General features: G+C 69.7%; 18 protein-coding genes. 3 read left to right on the plus strand and 15 right to left on the minus strand.

All coding sequences use genetic code 11. The annotated features are described in order from the left end of the window. Positions 1-190: 190 nt before the first annotated feature. Genes WBA97_RS06130 through WBA97_RS06175 form a run of 10 tightly spaced genes read right to left on the minus strand, consistent with a single transcriptional unit; the run spans position 191 to position 9,020 of the window. Positions 191-1,021, minus strand: coding sequence for an NAD(P)H-binding protein (locus WBA97_RS06130; RefSeq protein ID WP_424229711.1), 831 nt, complete (start codon positions 1,019-1,021; stop codon positions 191-193). Then, positions 1,018-1,848 (minus strand): maleate cis-trans isomerase family protein, encoded by an 831-nt coding sequence (locus tag WBA97_RS06135; RefSeq protein WP_424229712.1) that lies wholly within the window; start codon positions 1,846-1,848, stop codon positions 1,018-1,020. The genes WBA97_RS06130 and WBA97_RS06135 overlap by 4 nt, the downstream gene beginning before the upstream one ends. Continuing rightward, positions 1,841-2,788 carry a DMT family transporter gene (locus tag WBA97_RS06140; protein WP_424229713.1) on the minus strand — a complete coding sequence of 316 codons (948 nt, stop codon included), beginning with the start codon at positions 2,786-2,788 and terminating at the stop codon, positions 1,841-1,843. The genes WBA97_RS06135 and WBA97_RS06140 overlap by 8 nt, the downstream gene beginning before the upstream one ends. Continuing rightward, on the minus strand, positions 2,785-4,155 hold the full coding sequence (locus tag WBA97_RS06145; protein ID WP_424229714.1) for a TrpB-like pyridoxal phosphate-dependent enzyme: 1,371 nt from the start codon (positions 4,153-4,155) through the stop codon (positions 2,785-2,787). Before WBA97_RS06145 ends, WBA97_RS06140 begins: the two co-directional genes overlap by 4 nt. Continuing rightward, complete coding sequence (locus WBA97_RS06150; RefSeq protein ID WP_424229715.1) at positions 4,152-4,856, minus strand: transglutaminase-like domain-containing protein; 705 nt, start codon at positions 4,854-4,856, stop codon at positions 4,152-4,154. The genes WBA97_RS06145 and WBA97_RS06150 overlap by 4 nt, the downstream gene beginning before the upstream one ends. Before the next feature lie 17 nt (positions 4,857-4,873). Beyond that, positions 4,874-6,022 (minus strand): acyl-CoA dehydrogenase family protein, encoded by a 1,149-nt coding sequence (locus tag WBA97_RS06155; RefSeq protein ID WP_424229716.1) that lies wholly within the window; start codon positions 6,020-6,022, stop codon positions 4,874-4,876. Positions 6,023-6,053: 31 nt separating this feature from the next. After that, on the minus strand, positions 6,054-6,428 hold the full coding sequence (locus WBA97_RS06160; protein ID WP_424229717.1) for an ectoine synthase: 375 nt from the start codon (positions 6,426-6,428) through the stop codon (positions 6,054-6,056). A 37-nt stretch (positions 6,429-6,465) separates the two neighbouring features. After that, positions 6,466-6,711, minus strand: a complete 246-nt coding sequence (locus WBA97_RS06165) for an acyl carrier protein (RefSeq protein WP_424229718.1) — start codon at positions 6,709-6,711, stop codon at positions 6,466-6,468. Positions 6,712-6,717: 6 nt separating this feature from the next. Beyond that, positions 6,718-8,160, minus strand: a complete 1,443-nt coding sequence (locus tag WBA97_RS06170) for an AMP-binding protein (protein WP_424229719.1) — start codon at positions 8,158-8,160, stop codon at positions 6,718-6,720. 2 nt (positions 8,161-8,162) lie between these two features. After that, a complete protein-coding gene (locus tag WBA97_RS06175) occupies positions 8,163-9,020 on the minus strand; it encodes a hypothetical protein (RefSeq protein ID WP_424229720.1) in 858 nt (285 codons plus the stop codon). A 211-nt stretch (positions 9,021-9,231) separates the two neighbouring features. Between WBA97_RS06175 and WBA97_RS06180 the strand changes: the two genes are divergently transcribed. Then, the gene (locus tag WBA97_RS06180) at positions 9,232-9,369 is read left to right on the plus strand and encodes a hypothetical protein (protein ID WP_424229721.1); all 138 of its coding nucleotides are present in this window, start codon (positions 9,232-9,234) and stop codon (positions 9,367-9,369) included. Between the two features lie 5 nt (positions 9,370-9,374). Here the strand turns inward: WBA97_RS06180 and WBA97_RS06185 are convergent, their stop codons facing one another. From WBA97_RS06185 to WBA97_RS06195, 3 genes are all read right to left on the minus strand, one after another. Beyond that, positions 9,375-9,767: a hypothetical protein gene (locus WBA97_RS06185; RefSeq protein ID WP_424229722.1), complete on the minus strand. Its 393-nt coding sequence runs from the start codon at positions 9,765-9,767 to the stop codon at positions 9,375-9,377. An 83-nt stretch (positions 9,768-9,850) separates the two neighbouring features. Then, positions 9,851-11,425 (minus strand): succinic semialdehyde dehydrogenase, encoded by a 1,575-nt coding sequence (locus WBA97_RS06190; protein ID WP_424229723.1) that lies wholly within the window; start codon positions 11,423-11,425, stop codon positions 9,851-9,853. A 16-nt stretch (positions 11,426-11,441) separates the two neighbouring features. Next, on the minus strand, positions 11,442-13,115 hold the full coding sequence (locus tag WBA97_RS06195; RefSeq protein ID WP_424229724.1) for a GMC family oxidoreductase: 1,674 nt from the start codon (positions 13,113-13,115) through the stop codon (positions 11,442-11,444). A 403-nt stretch (positions 13,116-13,518) separates the two neighbouring features. Here WBA97_RS06195 and WBA97_RS06200 point away from each other — a divergent pair, with 403 nt between their 5' ends. Next, positions 13,519-15,627 (plus strand): choice-of-anchor P family protein, encoded by a 2,109-nt coding sequence (locus WBA97_RS06200; protein WP_424229725.1) that lies wholly within the window; start codon positions 13,519-13,521, stop codon positions 15,625-15,627. A gap of 36 nt (positions 15,628-15,663) precedes the next feature. Here the strand turns inward: WBA97_RS06200 and WBA97_RS06205 are convergent, their stop codons facing one another. After that, positions 15,664-16,251, minus strand: coding sequence for a hypothetical protein (locus WBA97_RS06205; RefSeq protein WP_424229726.1), 588 nt, complete (start codon positions 16,249-16,251; stop codon positions 15,664-15,666). A gap of 24 nt (positions 16,252-16,275) precedes the next feature. Beyond that, positions 16,276-16,896 carry a dihydrofolate reductase family protein gene (locus tag WBA97_RS06210; RefSeq protein WP_424229727.1) on the minus strand — a complete coding sequence of 207 codons (621 nt, stop codon included), beginning with the start codon at positions 16,894-16,896 and terminating at the stop codon, positions 16,276-16,278. A 103-nt stretch (positions 16,897-16,999) separates the two neighbouring features. On the opposite strand from WBA97_RS06210, the gene WBA97_RS06215 reads away from it, so the two are divergent. Further along, a complete protein-coding gene (locus WBA97_RS06215; RefSeq protein ID WP_424229728.1) occupies positions 17,000-17,878 on the plus strand; it encodes a LysR family transcriptional regulator in 879 nt (292 codons plus the stop codon). The last annotated feature ends 70 nt before the right edge of the window (positions 17,879-17,948 follow it).

The raw sequence follows: 17,948 nt of genomic DNA on the forward strand, positions 1-17,948 counted from the left end.
GGTCCCGAACCGTGGACTCGCCGGTCCCGAACCCCAGACTCGCGGGTCCCGAACCGTGGACTCGCCGGTCCCGAACCCCAGACTCGCGGGTCCTCAACCGTGGACTCGCCGGTCCCGAACCCCAGACTCGCGGGTCCCGAGCCGTGGACTCGCGGGGGCTTCGGTGTGGACTCTCGGGGGCTTCGGTGGGTCAGGGTTTGTGGTGTTGTGCGAAGTCTGTGGCGCTGTGGGCTGGGCGGCCGGTCACTTTTGGGACCGTGTTCGAGATCGGGATGACCAGGTCACCCGTTGCGACTCGGGTCAGTGCCTCCGCCAGGAAGATGCCGTAGTCGGCGGTGAAGCCGTGGCCGGTCATCAGGAGCACGAACTCGTCCTCGGACACCGGGGTGTAGGTCACCGGGCGGCCCGCGGCACGCAGCGCCGACGCCACCTCGTGGTGGGTCAGCGCCGCCGGGCCGGTGATCGGCAACGGGCCGGTGGGACCGTCCGCCGCCATGGCCGCCACGCCGACCGCGGCCACGTCACGGGCGTCGACGAACGGGATGCGGCCCTCCCCCGCGGGCAGGCGCAGCTCACCCGCCTCGACCATGCCCGCGAACGAGCCGTGGGTGAAGTTGTCCAGGAACCATGTCGGGCGCAGCGCCGCCGTCGCGCCCGGCAGGCTGTCCAGCCTGGACTCCGCCAGTCGCAACGGGCTGTCCGGTTCCGCCTCGGTGACGTCCAGACTGGACAGCAGCACGATCCGGCCCACCCCGGCCACCGAGATCGCCGACAGCAGTGCCGGGGTGCGTTCCGGCGCGCCGGGATGGTTGAACGGGATCAGCACGTACGCGGCGTCACTGCCCGCCGACGCCGACGTCCAGGTCGCCTCGTCGTCCCAGTCGAACGGTTCCAGCGTGCCGTGCGCGGCCGGGCGGCGGCCGGCCGCACGCACCCGCCAGCCGCGCTCGGCGGCGTAGCGGGTCACGTGCCTGCCGGTCTTGCCGGTCGCACCGATCACGGTGACCGTGTACTCACTCATACGGATGCCTTCGCGGGGGTCATGGGCAGATCGAACAGTCTGCCGTACCCGGCCGCGCCTGCCGACACCCCGCTGCCGCGCAGGCAGTGCCACAGCGCGGCCTGGTTCGACGTCACCACCGGCATCCCGAGGTCCGCCTCCAGCGGCGCCACCGCGTCGGCCGCCAGCAACCCGTTGCCCAGCACGGCGACCCCGTCGGCGTCGGCCGGCACGAGCGCCCGCACCTGCCGGTACAGCTCGTCCGCACGGACCTGTTGCTGGCCGTTGGCGTCCCACACCTGCCACGGCTCCTTGTCCTGCCACGCCGTGCCGAGGTCGTAGCGCACCAGGCCCGCAGGCGCGAAGCCCGCGTCGGTGAAGTACCGCAGCGCGTGGGTGGCGATCAGGTCGTTGAACCATGGTGGCGCCACCAGGAACGGCCGCCGCACCCCGGCCGCCGTGAGCCCTGCCCGGATCGCTCCCGCCGCGGTGGAGACCCGGCAGCCGTGGGCCTTCTCGCTCGCCTTCTCCGCGAAGTCGTCGTCGAACGCGAGGCCGCCGAAGAAGCTGCCGGTCACGAAGCACAGCGTGATGGCGTCCAGTCCGATCCGGCCGAGGTAGTCGAGCCCCGTCGCGATGTCCGGCGACTCGACCACCGTGCGCGCCGGGTCGTCGCCGTAGCTGCCCGAGCCGCTCTGGCGCGGGCTCGCGAACCGGGCCGTGTGCACGGTGACCCCGGCAGGCGCCATCGCCTGGAACTCCACCTCGGGCACGGTGTCCTTGTCGATCACGAGGATGCCCAGCCGGGCCCGCCACCCCGCGGCGGGCCGCCACCCGGTCTCAGCCATCGTTGGACGCCGCCTTCTCGACCGTGGCGGGCGCGGGAGCCGGGGCCGGCGTCGTCTTCTTCCGTGACAGGCGGCCTTCCGCGATCGCGAGCCCGGCCATCACCGTGAGCACACCGGTCACCATGTACCAGGTGAGGCTGTCGCCGAGCAGGGTCGTGCTGGCCACCGCGCCGACCACCGGCACGAGGTAGTTCACCGACGACGCGGTCGCCGCGCCGAGGTCGGTGATCAGCTTGAAGTACAGCACGTACGCGGCGCCGGTGCCGAACACGCCGAGCAGCAGCACGCTCACGACCACGGGCCACGAGAACTCCGGTGTCGACCAGCCGAACGCGGGCAGCGTCACGATCTGCAGCAGCAGTGCCATGATCACCTGGCCGGCCGCCTGCGCGACCGGCGACAACCCGTGCGGCACCAGGAACTTGCGGATGTACACGGTCTGCACGGCGTAGCTGCACGCGGCGGCGATCACCGCCAGCTGACCGGTCAGCTCACCGGGGTCGCCCTGCCACGGCGCGACGATCATTGCCACACCGGCGAACCCGAGCAGGAACCCGTACAGCTTGCGCCTGCTGACCTTCTCACTCGGCAGGAAGATCGTCACCGCCGCGAGCGTCGCCAACGGCAGCACCGCGATCAGCATGCCCGCCATCGCCGCACTGGTGCGTTGCTCGCCGTATCCCAGCAACAGGAACGGGATCACCATGCCGAGCGCGGAAGCGACCGCGAGGTGGCCCCACACCTTGCCCATCTTCGGCAGGCCGATCGACCACAGCAGCAGGATGGCGATGAGGAACACCAGCCCGAGCCCGAGCCTGGCGAGCACCAGCTGTGTGGGGGACAGGCCATCGAGCGCGGCCTTGATGAACGTGTAGCTGGTGCCCCAGATGGTGCCCAACAACAGGAACTGCACGAGACTGGTGCGTGACATGGATGTCATGACTGCTCTCCGGGAACGGTGGGGATGCTGGCAAGGCCGGCGGCGAGGGCTTCCTCGCTGACAGAGTCGTCGGGCAGTGTGCCAGCGGCGAAACGCTGGTAGGCGGACAGGTCGAAGTTGCCGTGCCCGGTGAGCCCGAAGAGGATGGTCTTCTCCTCACCGGTCTCGCGGCAGCGGACCGCCTCGTCGATGGCGGTGCGGATAGCGTGCGTGGCCTCCGGCGCGGCGAGCACGCCCTCGGTCCGCAGGAAGAACACACCGGCCTCGAAAGCGCTCTTCTGCGTCTCGGCGATGGCCTCCATGTGGCCGAGCTCGGTGACCCAGCTGATCAGCGGTGCGATGCTGTGCGCCCGCAGCCCGCCAGCGTGCACGGGCGGCGGCACGAACCCGTTGCCCAGTGTGTGCATCCGCTGCAGCGGGGTCATCCCGCCGGAGTCGGAGTGGTCGTAGGCGATCCGGCCACGCGTCAGCGTCGGGCACGCGGCCGGCTCGACCGCGATCAGCCGCACGTCCCGGCCGCCTGCCAGCTTCTCGCCGAGGAACGGGAACGCGAGCCCGGCGAGGTTGCTGCCACCACCAGCACAGCCGATCACGACGTCCGGGTAGTCGTCGAGCAGCTCAAGCTGCCGCTTCGCCTCCTGCCCGATCACCGTCTGGTGCAGGCAAACGTGGTTGGCGGCACTACCGCGGGTGTAGCCCGCGTCGGTCGAGTCGAACACCACCTGCAGCGCCTCGGACTTGGCGACCGCGAGGCTGCCGGGGTGGTCGGGGAACTCGTCGAGCGTGGCCCGGCCTGCCGCGGTTTCCTTGCTGGGACTGGGGATGCACTCCGCGCCGAAGGTCTCCATCATCGTCTTGCGGTGCGGCTTCTGCTCAGCGGACACCCGCACCTGGAACACCTTGGCCTTCAAGCCGAACAACGACGCGGCGAACGCGATCGCCGCACCCCACTGCCCAGCGCCGGTGTCGGCGACGACCATGCTGCGGCCGGCCAGCTTGTTGTAGTACACCTGCGGCACGGCACTGTTCGGCTTGAAGCTGCCGGTGGGGGCGTCACCCTCGTACTTGTAGTAGATCCTGGCCGGGGTGCCCAGCTCCCTTTCGAGCCTGCGGGCGCGGAACATCGGCGTCGGCCGCCACTGCGCGTAGAACTGGCGCACCTCATCGGGAATCTCGATTTCCCGTTCCCTGCTGAACTCCTGCGCCACGAGGCCGGGCGCGGTGGTGCGCATCATGTCCTCTGGCGTGATCGGCCTGCCCGTCTTCGCGTTGATCGCGGGCGCCATCGGCGGCAGGTCGGCTGCGATGTTGTACCAGGTGCGCGGCATCTCCTCCTGCGGCAGCTGGTAGCGGATCTGTTCGGTCACTTGGCACCTCCGGTGGCGAGCAGGGCGCGCTGGTCGGCGGACTCGTCCTCGAGGGACCCGCTCGCGGTGAACATGTTGCTGGCGACCAGCTTCGGGTGGTAGGTCTGGAACGCGCCGATGACGAGGTCGTACGGGAAGTCGTCGAACTCGCCGTGCCAGCGCAGGAACTCCATGTGCTGGCGGCCCTGCTCGTCGAAGGGGTGGTACACGGCATCGGCGGTGCCGTCGAAGTCCAGCGGGGTGATCCGGTACAGCTTGCAGAGCAGCTTGTTGAACACCGGCGTCGCCTTGAACCACTGCCCGTTCAGGTGTACCTGGGTGAGGCTGTGGAAGCGGAACAGGTCACCGCCCACCAGCTCGCGCAGCCTCGGCGACGCGAGGTGGTTGCGCACGTCGCCGTACACGACGCGGCTCGGGATGTCCACCGCACGTAGGCAGGCCGCGTAGGTGAGCGACTTCTGGATGCAGAAGCCGAACCCGCGCTCGATGATCGCGCTGGCCTTCATGCCCGCGTGGGAAAGGTCGTTGCCGTACACCTCGTAGCGCAGCCCGTCGCGGACGGCGTAGTACAGCCGCACCGCGTCCGAGACCGGGTCGCGGTCGGTACCGTCCAGGGTCTTCGCCACGAAGTCGCGGACCACCGGGGACTCGTGGTCCATGAACTCGGTCGGCTCGCACAGGTGTCGCAGTTCTCCTGACACGTTCGGGTCCTCTCGAATCAGCTCGTTGGCAGGGTGAGCATCGCCGCGATGCGGCTGCGCTGGATGTCGGACGTGCCCGAGTAGATGGTGCCGCCGACCGCGTTGCGCACGTCCTTCTCCAACCCGAACTCGGCCATGTACCCGTTGCCGCCGAACACGTTGACCGCGGCGAGCGCGGTGGACAGGTTGGCCTCGCTCGCGACCAGCTTGCTGATCGCCAGGTCGGTGGTGATGGTCTCGCCGCGCGAGAGCTTCTCAGCGGTGTCGTAGAGCCACTTCCGCGCGGTCTCGGTCGCCACCAGCATGTCGACGATCCGGTTGGCCACCGACTGGTTCGCGCCGATCGGCCTGCCGAACTGGTGCCGCTCCTTGGCGTAGTCGACGCACCGCTCGACGCGGTGGGTCATCTCGCCGACGTTCACGATGAAGGAGCAGAGGATCTCCCACTTCATCACGTGGTCGAGCACGAGAAAGCCCATGCCGCGGGAGCCGACGACATTGGCGTCCGGCACGAAACAGTCGTCAAGGAAGACCTCGGCCATGGGTGAGGTCTTCAGGCCCATCTTGGGAATCGGCTGCCCGACCGAGAAGCCCGGTGAGGACGTCTCGACTAGGAAGGCCGTGATGCCGAGCGGGCCCGCGTTGGTGTCACTGCGGGCATAGACGACCATCAGGTCGGCGACGGGGGCGTTGCTGATGAACGTCTTGCTGCCGGACAGGACCCAGCCACCGTCGGTCCTGCGTGCGGTGGTGCGCATGGCCAGCGCGTCCGAGCCACTGCCCGGTTCGCTGATCGCGTGGGCCCCGATCAGCGAACCGTCGCAGACGGCGGGCAGATAGCGGTCCTTCAGTGCCGCCGATCCGAAGCGGGCCAGCGGCACCCCGGTACTCACCATGTGGGTGGTCGTGGAGAAGATCAGGCCGCCGTCGCGGCAGCCGTGCCCGAACCCCTCCAGCACGAACATGGTGGTGACCAGGTCCTGCCCCAGCCCGCCCCACCGCTGTCCGAACGGCAGGCCGAGAATGCCAGAGCTCCGCAGCAGCTTCCACGCGTCGTGGTCGAACTCGGCCTTCCCGTCGCGCTCGATGTGTCCTTCGTTGATCGCCTCGCAGAACGGTCCGATCCCGTCGCGTAACTCCTGTTGCTCCTCGGTCGGCGTGAACATGGTCCCACCTCGTCTCGGTTTCGGTGCGGCGTCAGTAGGCCGACGAGCGGGCCTCGTCCAGCGAGTGCACCTCGTCGCCGCGCAGGGCGGGGGTGAACATGCAGACCAGCCGCAGGTCGGTGTGTGGTGCCGCGATCAGGAAGTGCGCGTCGTGCTGGTCGAGCGCGTACATGGTGCCGGGGGTGATCGGGTACGAGTTGCCCGCCATGTCGACGACCTCGCCCTCCCCCTCGATGCAGTAGCAGGCCTCCAGGTGGTTGCGGTACTCCAGCCGGGACTTGGTGCCCGCGGCCACGACGGTGTCGGTGAGGGTGTAGCCCATGCCATCCGCCGCGACCAGGAACCGGCGGGACACGCCGTTGCCCCAGTCGACGGGCTTCACTTCGGACAGGCTCCGGACGATCATGGCGATGCTCCTCTTCTTCAGTGGTGTGTAAGGAATGTCAGGACTTGGCGGCGGTGACGAACGCGCTGATGCTGTCGACGGTGCGGAAGTTGTCCGGCGAGAGGTCGAGCTCATCGACCGACAGGTCGAACTCGGTGGTGATCCAGTCGACGACCCGCAGCAGCGCCAGGCTGTCGATGACCCCGTTGGCGAGCAGGTCGTAGTCGGACTCCAGCTCGGACTCGTGGACGTCCGGCAGGAACTCGCGGACGATCCAGGACGTGATGACGTTCGTGCTCTGCATTACCGTTCACCTCTTCTCCGACAGCGCCACGAGGTGCTGCCGGTCCACTTTTCCGGTCGGGGTTCTCGGCAGCGGTTCCGCTCCGATGTGGACGGTCGACGGGATGGCGGCGGGCGGCAGCCGCTCGGCGAGGTACTTCCGCAGCACCAGACTGTTGAGCCTGCTGCCCTCCCTGCGGCGGACGACGACGTGCAGCCGCTTGCCCGCGTGCTCGTCGGGCACGGCGACGGCGGCCGCCTCCACCACGTCCTCGCTCGCGAGCAGCACCGTCTCGACGTGCTGCAGGTACACCTGCTGGCCGCGTACCTTGACGCGGAAGTCGGCGCGGCCCTCCAGGAGCAGGTCGCCGTGCTCGTCGCGGCGCACGAGGTCGCCGGTGCGGAACCAGCGTTCGCCGTCGCGCCGGACGGGGTGCTCGCCGAACCCGCCCGGCTGCCCCGCGCCGTGGTAACCGGGTGACTGGAACGGGGTGCGCACCACCAGTTCGCCGGTGCCGGGCCCGGTGAGCACCGCGCCGTCGGCGACCAGTTCGGCATGCACACCGGGCAGGGGAACGCCGAGTGGCAGCGCGGCGCGGTCGTCGTCACCGGGGCGCAGCTCGTGGTGGAAGCTGTCGTTGGTTTCCGTGCAGCCGTAGATGTTGTGACACGCGGCGTTGTCGAACACGGCACGCAGCGCGGGCAGTCTGCCCGGTTTCATGGCGTCGCCGGTGAAGATCACGTGCGCCACCGACGGCAGCGTCCGCTCCCCCGCCGCGTCCAAGACGAGCTGGTAGAACAACGGCACCGCCTGCACAACGTGCGGCGCGGCGGCCGCGACCAAGGCGACGAGCGCGCCACCGTCCGCGGCGACGGCCGCGTCAACCAGGACCGCGCAGCCCCCGTGCCGCAGGGTCGCCCAGATCTCGAACAGGCACAGGTCGAAGTTCAGCGGGGCGTAGTTCAGGACACGGCGCCCTGGGCCGACGTCGAACCGGTCGTGCACCCAGTGCGTGAACCGCTCGACCGCCTCCGCCTTGACCGGCACCAGCTTCGGCACGCCGGTAGAGCCGGAGGTGGTGAGCGTGAACGCGACGTCGTTGCGTGCCAACGGTTCCGCGTCGCCATCGGTCAGCGCCGCGAGGTCGGCGGCGGTGACGACCGCGCCGCAGCCCGCACTGTCGAACAGGGCGGTGAGGGTGTCCTCGGGCAGCGACGGTGAGGGCAGCACGGCGGTCCGGCCTGCCGCGAGGCACCCCAGCACGAAGGTGACCGCCTCGGCCGACTTCTCCGCGCGCACCCCGACCGGGCCGGGCGCGAGCCCGGCGACCCCGGCCGAGGCGGCACGCATGCCGCGAGCCAGGTCACGGTAGCTCACCACGGTGTCGCGCCACACGAGCGCGGGGTCGTCCGGATGCTCGTGCGCGTGCCGTTGGACAGCACCGGCGATGGTCTCAGCGGTCTCCGTCATGGTCACAGCCCTCCTGATTCCGGGGTACGGACCGGCACGCCGAGGCCCTTGCTCCGTGCCGCCTCATACAGCCGGTAGGCGAGCCACACCCCACCGGTGTGCAGGCCGAGCAGGTCGACCAGCACGACGTCGTCGGGTGCGCGCCTGCCGGGATGGGAGCCGGCGAGCACCTGGCCGAGGCGCGCGGTGACCCGGCCTGCGCGGGACGGGTGCGCCCGGTCGTCGACGAACACCTGGTCCGCCTGCGCGACCACGCTCGCGGGCGGAGCCTGCCCGGACGCGTTGACGATCAGCGCGCCACGCGGAGGCTGCCAGTCGTCGTGCTCCCCGGGCGGGCAGGTGAGGACGACGAGGTTCGCGCCGAACCCCGCGTCCGCCGCCGACTCCGCGGCGGCCAGGCCGATGCCGGCCAGTTCGAGGTCGGCGGCGAGGTCGGCGGGCACCGAGGGGCACCCGTCCGGCGCGCAGACCGCGACGTGGCTGATGCCCGGCACGTGCGCGGCCAGTTCGGCGAGCACGACGTGCGCGGCGAGCCCGCCGCCGAGCACGGACACCGTGGCGACCCGGGAGTACAGGAAGAGCCGCGCGGCGGTCACGGTCAGCGCGGCGGCGCGGACGGCACGCAGCCCCGCTGCGGGCAGCAGCATCCCGTGGCCGCTGTGTGTACCCCACAGCAGCGCGAAACCGTTGTCAGAACCCGGGTCGAGGCGCCAGCGGCCGATGCGGCGTGCGCCGCCACCCCCGGCGCCGCTGTTCCTGACCTCCCGCCACACGAGCTCGTCGACCACGGTGCGCGGCGCGTCGATCCCGGTGAGCGCGGGCGGCACCTCGTGGGTGCGCAGTCGCAGCACGGTTCGCATCGGCGGTCCCTCGATCGGCGTTGTCATCAACGCCGCCAACGGTGCCGGGACCGGCTTCTCCGTGACTTCTCACTGCCTTCTCACCGGCTTCTCACGGGTTCCCACGTCCGGTAAGCGCGCGGGAAGCGGACGGGAAGCCGGTGAGAAGCACCTTGAGGTCCACTGGTGTGGCACTGGCGGAGACACCGCCGAAAGCACTGGAGGAGCCGACATGCGCACCATCCGCACGTTCACGCTGTCCCTGCTGGTCGCCGTCGCCGCGATGCTCGGTGCGCTCGGCGCGGCCGCGGCGGCGGCACCCGCCCCGGCCGACCACGTGTCCGTCGTCGCGGACGACACGCACTGGTGAACGCGTCAGGCGACACGACTGTGTCGATGGGCGACGCGGCGGGCGGCGCCGATGACGGTCCACCAGATCGCCGGTGAGTGGTCCTCGGTCGCGAGCGGCGTGACCAGGGTGCCTGCCGGGACGACCCGGACACCGAGCGGGAGAAGGTCGGTGGGCACGGCCGGCCGCCGAGTGCCCGCGCGCTGGACCAGGAACGTCCACGAACCGCCGTCGTCGGCGAGGACCGGGCCTGCCAGCATCATGATGTCCAGTTCGGCCAGCACGAGCGCACCGAAGGCGGCAGGCATGCTGATCGCGTCGACGTCCTCGCCCGCGATGAGCGCCGGTAGCGTGACGCGCTCCCCGGCCCCGTTCCATCCGCACTGAATGGACTTCGGACACGTCGTGGTGGCAGTCATGGCTCGCCTCCAGCACCCCGATGAACCTGCCTGATACCAGGGGACACCCGCACGCCATGAATCCGCTATCGATCGGCTATTCCCTACCGGATGCGCGTCCTCCGCATCATCTTCAGGCCGGAGAGCACGCCTTCGACGTGCTTCGCGTAGTCCTGGCCTGGCCGGGGGCCCATGACCTGCTTCTTGAGCACCGCCATGTTCTGGACGTCGGTGTACTTCAGCAGGCCCTGGTCACCGTGGCGGGTGCCAACGCCCGAGTTCTTCACGCCACCGGACGGTGTGCCCTTGGCGGCGTACGCGGTGGCGAGGATGTCGTTGATGTTGACGTTGCCGGACTCGATACGTGCGGCCACGGCGCGCGCGGCGGCGATGTCCTTGCCCCAGACGGAGGCGTTGAGGCCGTAGTCGGTGTCGTTGGCGAGTGCCACGGCCTCGTCGACGGTGCGGTAGGAGTGCAGCGCGACGACGGGGCCGAAGGTCTCGGTGACGCCGCAGAGCATGTCCTTCGTGACGTCCTCGAGGATCGTCGGCTCGAAGAACGCCGGGCCGAGGTCGGGGCGGGGCCTGCCGCCGCAGAGCACGGTGGCACCCTTGGCGATGGCGTCCTCGACGTGCGAGGTGACGCGGCGCAGGTGGTCGACGGAGACGAGCGAACCCATCTCCGGGCCGAAGTCGTAGGAGGCGCGGACGTCGAGCGCCTTCGCCCTGGCCACGAACGCGGCTCTGAACTCGTCGTACCTGGACACCGGCAGGTAGATCCGCTCGATGTGCATGCAGATCTGCCCGGTGTTGCCGAACACGCCGAATACCGCGCCCTGCACGGCGTCCGCCATGTCGGCGTCGGGGAGCACGATCATCGGGTTCTTGCCGCCGAGCTCGAGGCAGCAGCCGATGAGGTTCCTCCCCGCCCGTTCGCCGATCACCCTGCCGGTGGCAGTGGAACCGGTGAACATCACGTAGTCGGCGTTGTCGATGAGCGTGGGGCCGACGTCCGGACCCTCGCCGCACACCACCTGGAACAGGCCCGCCGGCAGCCCGGCCTCCTCGAGCATCCGCACGCCGTAGAGCGGGGAGAGCGCCGTCTTGTTGTCGGGCTTCAGCACCACGGCGTTGCCTGCCATCAGCGCCGGGATGGCGTCGGAGATGCCGGTGGCGAACGGGAAGTTCCACGGCGCGATGATGCCGACGACGCCCTTGGGCTGCCGGATCTCGGTCGACGTGGACAGCAGCGGCACCGGCCCGCCACGCCTGACCGGCGCGAGCAGCTTGGCGGCCCGCTTGAGGTAGTGGCTCATCACCATCGGCGGGTCGCAGGTCTCCTCGATGGCCATCCGCCGGTTCTTGCCGCTCTCGGCCTGGATGAGATCGGTGGTGGTGCGCGCGTTGTCGACGAAGATCGTGTGCGCCCGCTTGAACACCGCCAGCCGCTCCTTGACCGGGGTGGCCGCCCACTGCCGCTGCGCCGCGCGTGCCGTGGCGAACGCGTCCTCGATGTCGATCGGCGTCGACTGCGGCAGCCCGACGAGGACCGCGCCGGTGTACACCTCGGTGAGCGGCCAGGTCGCACCGGACGAACCCGGCACCCTGGCGACGAGTTGCCGCAGGAACGCGTCGGTCACCGAGGCCGGACGGGCCGGCTCGAGAGGGGTGACGGTCATGGACCTCTCCTTACCGCTACTTGTCTGGCTTGTCCGCCGTGTCCGCCGTGTCCGCCGTGTCCGCCGTGTCCGCGAGGACGAGTCGCGCACCCATCTCACCGATCATGATGGCGGGCGCGTTCGTGTTGCCGCCGGTGATCGACGGCATGATCGAGGCGTCGCAGACCCGCAGCCCGTCGACGCCCCGAACCTTGAGGTCGGGGCCGACGACCGCGAGCTCGTCGACGCCCATCCGGCAGGTGCCGACGCCGTGGTAGACCGACGTGGCCCGGTTGAGGATCGCGTCACGCAGCTCCTGGCCGCGCAGTCTCTCGCCGGGATGGCTCTCCGCCTTGACCGACCCCTTGAACGCCGGTGACGCGAAGATCTCACGCACCATCTCCGAGCCCTCGCCGAGCACCTCGAGATCGGCGGGGTCGGCCAGGTACTGGAAGTCGATGAGCGGCGCGGCGGTGGGGTCGACAGAAGCGAGCCGGAGCGTGCCGCGGCTCTTCGGGTAGATCAGCGTCGCCAGCACGGTGAGCGAGGGGCGCTTGTCGACCTTGTGCCGGATCGGTTCGTCCTGGTTGGGCGACACGTACGCCCACGGAAGGAGGTGCAGCTGGAGGTCGGGCACCTCCCTGGCCTGGGAGGTCCGCAGGAACGCGAGCACCTCGAAGACCGAGTTGGCCATGAAGGTGGTGCCCGGCCTGACCAGCTCCCTGGCCAGGCCCCTGGCGAAGTACGGTGCCGTGCCCTTGTTCCTGCTCGACGACGCCTGGAAGGTCAGCGCGTGGAACATGTGGTCGTGCAGGTTGTCGCCGACCGGCAGGTCCGCGAGCACGTCGATGCCGTGTTCCCGCAGGTGCGCGGCGTGACCGACGCCGGAAAGCATGAGCAGCTGCGCCGATCCGACGAACCCGGCCGAGAGGATGACCTCCCTGCCCGCGCGAACGGTCCGCCGGGTGCCGTCCTGGTCGGTGACCTCGACGCCGACGGCGCGGCCGTTCTCGATGACCACTCTGGTCACCAGCACCTCGGACTGCAGCTCCAGCGTCGCGGGCGCGAGGTCGTGGATGTAGGCGCGCGAGGCGCTGTAGCGCAGGCCGTCGGCGGCGTTCTGCTGCATCCGGCTGACGCCCTCCTGCGACTCGGCGTTGTAGTCGTCGAGGACCGCGCAGCCGATCGTGTCGGCGGTGGCCTGGAGGAACTGCAGCGACCCTTCCTGCGGGATCCTGTTGCGAGTGACCCGGATCGGTCCGCCGGCGCCGCGGAAGGCGTTCTCCCCGTCCTCGAAGTCCTCCATGCGCTTGTACACGGCGTTCACGCTGTCCGCGTCCCAGCCGACATTGCCCTCGGCGGCCCAGGAGTCGAAGTTGGCGCGGTTGCCTCGGACGTAGACCATGCCGTTCACGGAGCTGGAGCCGCCGACCACCTTGCCGCGCGGCACCGGCATCTCACGGCCGAGTAGGTGCTTCTGGGGCACCGAGTAGTAGCCCCAGTCGACGAGCTTCTTCAGCTGGGGCACCGAGTGCAACGGGCCGATCATCCCGGGCTTCGTGAGCAGCAGCTTCTTGTCCGTCTTACCGGCCTCGAGCACGATCACACGCGCGCCCGACTCGGCCAGCCTGCCCGCGATCGCGGCTCCCGAGCTGCCCGACCCGACCACCACGTAGTCGGCCTCGCTGCCACGTGGCACCTTCTTGGCCATTCCCGCTCCTTGATCCACCACCCCCGCCGGGTCACAACTGTAACCTGTTCTAGTTCTGCTCGACCATACGTCGTCGCCACCGATTCGCAACCATCGCGGGGCGGCCGATGGCCGAGGGCACTGACAGGGGCCGCTCCCCTCCGCCGGAGCGGCCGTCCTCCTCGGCACGGGCTGAAGGCACAATTCCGCCAACGCAACTTTCCGTACCCGGGTGGCGCCCCGAATTTCGCGACCGGTCCAGCGGGTACAGGGAATTCGGCCGGATCCTCACCCCGGCGGGTCATGACGTTCGTCATATGAATGGGCCGGTCAGGTCGTGCTCGTTCACCGAATCGTTGGAGCAACGGGAAGTTCGGCACGCCGATACACAGATGCGGGGACCTGACAATGAGGATGTGACGGGATGACACGAAGAACCCTGGCCCTATCCGGAATCTCCGCCTTCGCGGCGATGACCTTGTTCACCGGCACGGCTGTCGCCGTCGATGGTCAACTGCCCGGTGGCACCGCGATCTCGGTGACGATCGACAGCCCCGCCGACAACACGGTGTTCCCGCAGGGACCGGTGACCGTCGAGGGCACGGCGTCGGTCGGTGAGGCCGCGGTCGTGAAGGACACCGCGCTCACCTACGTGGTCGACGTGTCCGGGAGCACGGCGGCGAGCTGTGACGGCACCGCCCGCACCGTGCTGCAGTGCGAGGTACAGGCGTCGCAGGCCCTCAACACGCTCGCCGCCGACCCAGACTCCCCGGTCGGCACGGTCGGCGCGGTCATCTTCGGCTCTTCCGCAGCCGTGACGGACGTGCAGCCCTCGGGCGGTGACCAGGTTCTGACCGGTCCCGCGACCGACCAGAACGCCAACGGCGCAAGGGACGTGGAGGAGGTGCTCGGCTCGATGAGCCAGGGTCACGTCGGCCAGTTCTCGGTGCGCGACGTCTCCACGGGAACCTTCTTCCCGGACGCGGTGACCAAGGCGACCACGGTGACCAACGCCCAGAACGAGCCGCGCAAGATCGTGGCCTTCCTGTCCGACGGCGCGTCGGCGGGCAACGTGAACCCGGCGCTGGACGCCGTCCCGGCGAACGTCGACATCCACACGTTCGCCGTCGGCGCGGGCTCCGCCTGCCAGACCGGCGCGTACAGCGACAGCCTGCAGCTGATCGCGGACCGCACCGGCGGCGACTGTGTGCAGGTCCCCGACCCGGCGAACCTGCCGGACGTGCTGCCGGACCTGCTGGCCTCGGAACTGAGCTCCCTCACCGCCTCGGTGGACGGCGGCCCGGCGGCGCCGGTGACCGCGACCAGCCCGGGACTGCCGCAGAACGGTCCGGCCACAGTGGACTACTCGTACACCACCGGCCCGCTCACCTCCGGCACGCACGAGATCTGCGTGACCGCCCACGGCGAGGACAACGGCGGCACCGGCTCGGTGACCGACTGCGTCACCGTCATCATCAACGACCCGCCGACGGTCGACCCGAGCGGACCGTACGCGGGCCAGGAAGGCAACCCGGTGGCGATCGCCGGCCTGGTGACCGATCCTGACGGGCCGAACCTGACCACGCAGTGGACCGCCACGCCGGCCTCCGGTGTCGACGCGGGCGCGACCTGCGCCTTCGCCAACGCCTCGGCCGTCAGCACCACCGTGAAATGCACCGACGACGGGGTGTGGACCCTGCGCCTCACCGCCAACGACGGGCTGAACCCGCCGGTGTCGGCCACGACCCAGCTGACGCTGACCAACGTCGCACCCGGGGTGACCATCGCGAGCCCGGCCGACGGCACCCTCGTGCTGCGCGGCGCGCCGGTGACCGTCACCGCGCCGTTCACCGACATCGCGACCAACGACACGCACACGTGCACGGTGAACTTCGACGACGGTTCGGCCCAGAAGGTCGGCACGGTCACCCAGGGTGCGGGCTCTGGCAGTTGCGCGGCAACCCACACCTACACCGGGGTCGGCGCGCACCTGGTGGTCGTGACCGTCACCGACGACGACGGTGGTTCGGCGACCGCGGTGGTCAAGCTGGTGTCGTACGTGCGAGCCGAGGCATGGGCCCTCAGCGCGAGCGGCGTGATCACCGTGGCGAAGACCCCGCACGCGACGTGCCCGCCGAACAGCAACCTGACGACGGCGACCGTGACGGTGCCCGCGCTGGCGACGGTGCAGGCGCTGCACGCGGAGTGCACGCTCGACCCGTCGAACGGCCACACCGACGCGTCCGCCGACATCAGCGGTGCGTCGTTGCTGGGCGGCGCGATCAGCCTGACCGACATCGAGACCAGTTGTGTGGCAACGGAAAGCGGTCTGAGCGGGTCGTCGAGGGTTGGCACGCTCAATGGCAGGCCGATCGGCACCGGGCCGACGACGATCTCGATCCCCCTCGTCGCGACCGTGTACCTCAACCAGACGGTGAACGGTCCGAACGGGCAGCTGGCGCAGTACTCGGTGAGAGTGGTGACGCTGCTGGGCCAGGAGATCGTCCTGTCCGGGTGCCGGCTGGGCATCTGATCGGCTGATGGTGATCCTCTGCGGGGGCGTGCGCTCCTACAGAGGATCACCGTCGTCGACCGCCGGGGCGTCCCAGCCGGAGGCGAACCACTGGACCTCGCCGGTCGCCGGGTCGTACCGCCGCCGTTCGATGGTGCCGATATCGGCTCCGTACAGGTGGATCCCGACGGTGGGAACGTCGCCGACGGCCGCGACGCTGTGGACGTCGTCGTCGGTCGTACAACACACGGTGACCTCTCCGCGCTGCCACACGTGCTCGCCGACCGGCGTGAGGGGCCTGCCCGGCTCGGCGTCCGTGGGTTTGGCGTAACGGAACTCGCGTTCGGCTCCCGAGTAGATGCCGACGACGCCCCACGTCTCGTGTCCGTGCACGGGTGTTCGCTGGCCTACGTTCCAGACGACGGCGGCCAACGACCAGCTGTTGTCGGGGGCGATGTGGAGCGGGTAGTTGACATGGTGCTCGGTCGACGGCCGGGTGACCTCGGGTGGGAGCCGGTAGCCGCCGGCCAGCAGAGCGGACAACCGCTCCGCGACCCGCTTGGTGATCTCCTGCTCGTCGTCGGTGGTGCCGACCACGAACTCCACGTCGTCGATGAAGGACCGCAGAACGGCGTCCGGTCTCATGGTGATCTCCCTGGGAGCTCGGTGTCAGGACAGCACGCGATAGATCAGGTGGGTGACCGAGGCCGCCGCTCGCGACTCCACCTGCTCGAGCTTGCGCGGCGGGACACCGTCGAACAAACGCGTGCCCGCGCCGAGCATGAGCGGGACGACGTGCAGCCGGATCTCGTCGATCAAGCCGGCGGCGAGGTACTGGTTGACGGTGGTCGCGCCGCCATGGATGGAGATGCCGCCGTCTCCCGCGGCCTCGCGTGCACGTGCGAACGCGGCTTCGATTCCGTCGGTGACGAAGTGGAACGTGGTGCCGCCGTCCATCGGCTGCGGGTCGCGCGGGTGATGGGTGAGCACGAAGACCGGGCCGTGGTAGGGCGGATTGTCGCCCCACCAGCCTTTCCACTGCCGATCCCATTCGCCACGCACCGGGCCGAACATGTTGCGCCCCATGATGAATGCCTTCGCCGTCATCATCCTGGCGAACTCGGCCGGGTGCTCATCGGAACCTTCGGAGTACCAGGCGTGCAGCTTGTCGCCCCAGCCGTCGCCACCGTCGTCGCCGAACGGGCGCTGCTCGGTCTGGTTGAGCCCGGCCGCGTACCCGTCGATCGAGATCGTGAGGTCGCAGGTCACCTCGCCCGTGCGTGTGGTCATTGTGCTGTTCCTCCTCGTGCCTTCGCGATGAGGTCAGCATGGACGAGACCCGACATGACGTCTAATGCCAAATTCATCGTGAACACATTGATATCCTTGATTGATGCTCAACCTGATCCACCTCAAGGTCCTGGCGGCGGTGGCCCGGCACGGCTCGGTGACCGAAGCGGCAAAGCAGCTGCACTACTCACAGCCCTCGGTGAGCCACCACCTGGCCCGCCTGGAAGCCGCCACCGGCGTCAAGCTCGTGCAGCGGATCGGTCGCGGGATCCGGCTGACGCCGGAAGGGCAGCTTCTGGCCAACCGGGCCGCCGAGATCGTGGGACGGGTCGACGCGGCGACCACCGAACTGGCCGCACAGGTCGGCCTGCAGGCGGGGCAGGTCCGGCTGGCCGCCAACGCATCCACGCTGAGCACGATCGTGCCGAGGGCGGCCGCCGCACTGAGGCGGGCGCACCCGGGACTCGACCTGAACCTGTACGAGCGGCACCCGGTCGAAGCGTTGCGGATGCTGCGACACGGCGAGATCGACGTCGCCCTCGTCTTCCGCTACGCCGACGCCCCGGTCGAGGAGGAGGGATTCCGCCTCGCACACATCGGTGACGACTCGATCTTCCTCATCAGCCTGCGACCCGGCGACAGCCTCGCGAACCACCGCCACTCCGCCTGGATCGGCGGTTGCGACCGGTGTCAGGCCGAGCTGACCGCCATGTGCCGGCACGAGGGTTTCACCCCGCGCATCGCCTCACACAGCGACGACATGGTCGTCGTGCAAGCCCTCGTCGCCGCGGGCATAGGCGTCACCACCGTGCCGGGCCTCGCGCTCCAAGCCCACCGCCGACCCGACATCCACGCCACCGAACTCACCGACTTCCACCGCCGGATCTACGCCGCCACCTACGGCGACCCACCCGACCCGCCTGCCGTCGCCGCGGTCATGGCCGCGCTCAGCGAAGCGGCGACGCCGACGACCAGCACGTAATCGACGCACGGTTCACACCAAAATAGGGTGAATTTATTCGGGACGCGCGCGCGTCCATGTTTAGCTTCGC

This window comes from Actinophytocola sp. (genome assembly GCF_049647105.1).
GTDB lineage: Bacteria > Actinomycetota > Actinomycetes > Mycobacteriales > Pseudonocardiaceae > Actinophytocola.

Coding starts and splice junctions, on each gene's coding strand:
- WBA97_RS06130 (WP_424229711.1), bottom strand. CDS start 1,021: ATGAGTGAGTACACGGTCACCGTGATCGGTGCGACCGGCAAGACCGGC.
- WBA97_RS06135 (WP_424229712.1), bottom strand. CDS start 1,848: ATGGCTGAGACCGGGTGGCGGCCCGCCGCGGGGTGGCGGGCCCGGCTG.
- WBA97_RS06140 (WP_424229713.1), bottom strand. CDS start 2,788: ATGACATCCATGTCACGCACCAGTCTCGTGCAGTTCCTGTTGTTGGGC.
- WBA97_RS06155 (WP_424229716.1), bottom strand. CDS start 6,022: ATGTTCACGCCGACCGAGGAGCAACAGGAGTTACGCGACGGGATCGGA.
- WBA97_RS06160 (WP_424229717.1), bottom strand. CDS start 6,428: ATGATCGTCCGGAGCCTGTCCGAAGTGAAGCCCGTCGACTGGGGCAAC.
- WBA97_RS06165 (WP_424229718.1), bottom strand. CDS start 6,711: ATGCAGAGCACGAACGTCATCACGTCCTGGATCGTCCGCGAGTTCCTG.
- WBA97_RS06170 (WP_424229719.1), bottom strand. CDS start 8,160: ATGACGGAGACCGCTGAGACCATCGCCGGTGCTGTCCAACGGCACGCG.
- WBA97_RS06175 (WP_424229720.1), bottom strand. CDS start 9,020: ATGCGAACCGTGCTGCGACTGCGCACCCACGAGGTGCCGCCCGCGCTC.
- WBA97_RS06180 (WP_424229721.1), top strand. CDS start 9,232: ATGCGCACCATCCGCACGTTCACGCTGTCCCTGCTGGTCGCCGTCGCC.
- WBA97_RS06185 (WP_424229722.1), bottom strand. CDS start 9,767: ATGACTGCCACCACGACGTGTCCGAAGTCCATTCAGTGCGGATGGAAC.
- WBA97_RS06190 (WP_424229723.1), bottom strand. CDS start 11,425: ATGACCGTCACCCCTCTCGAGCCGGCCCGTCCGGCCTCGGTGACCGAC.
- WBA97_RS06195 (WP_424229724.1), bottom strand. CDS start 13,115: ATGGCCAAGAAGGTGCCACGTGGCAGCGAGGCCGACTACGTGGTGGTC.
- WBA97_RS06200 (WP_424229725.1), top strand. CDS start 13,519: ATGACACGAAGAACCCTGGCCCTATCCGGAATCTCCGCCTTCGCGGCG.
- WBA97_RS06205 (WP_424229726.1), bottom strand. CDS start 16,251: ATGAGACCGGACGCCGTTCTGCGGTCCTTCATCGACGACGTGGAGTTC.
- WBA97_RS06210 (WP_424229727.1), bottom strand. CDS start 16,896: ATGACCACACGCACGGGCGAGGTGACCTGCGACCTCACGATCTCGATC.
- WBA97_RS06215 (WP_424229728.1), top strand. CDS start 17,000: ATGCTCAACCTGATCCACCTCAAGGTCCTGGCGGCGGTGGCCCGGCAC.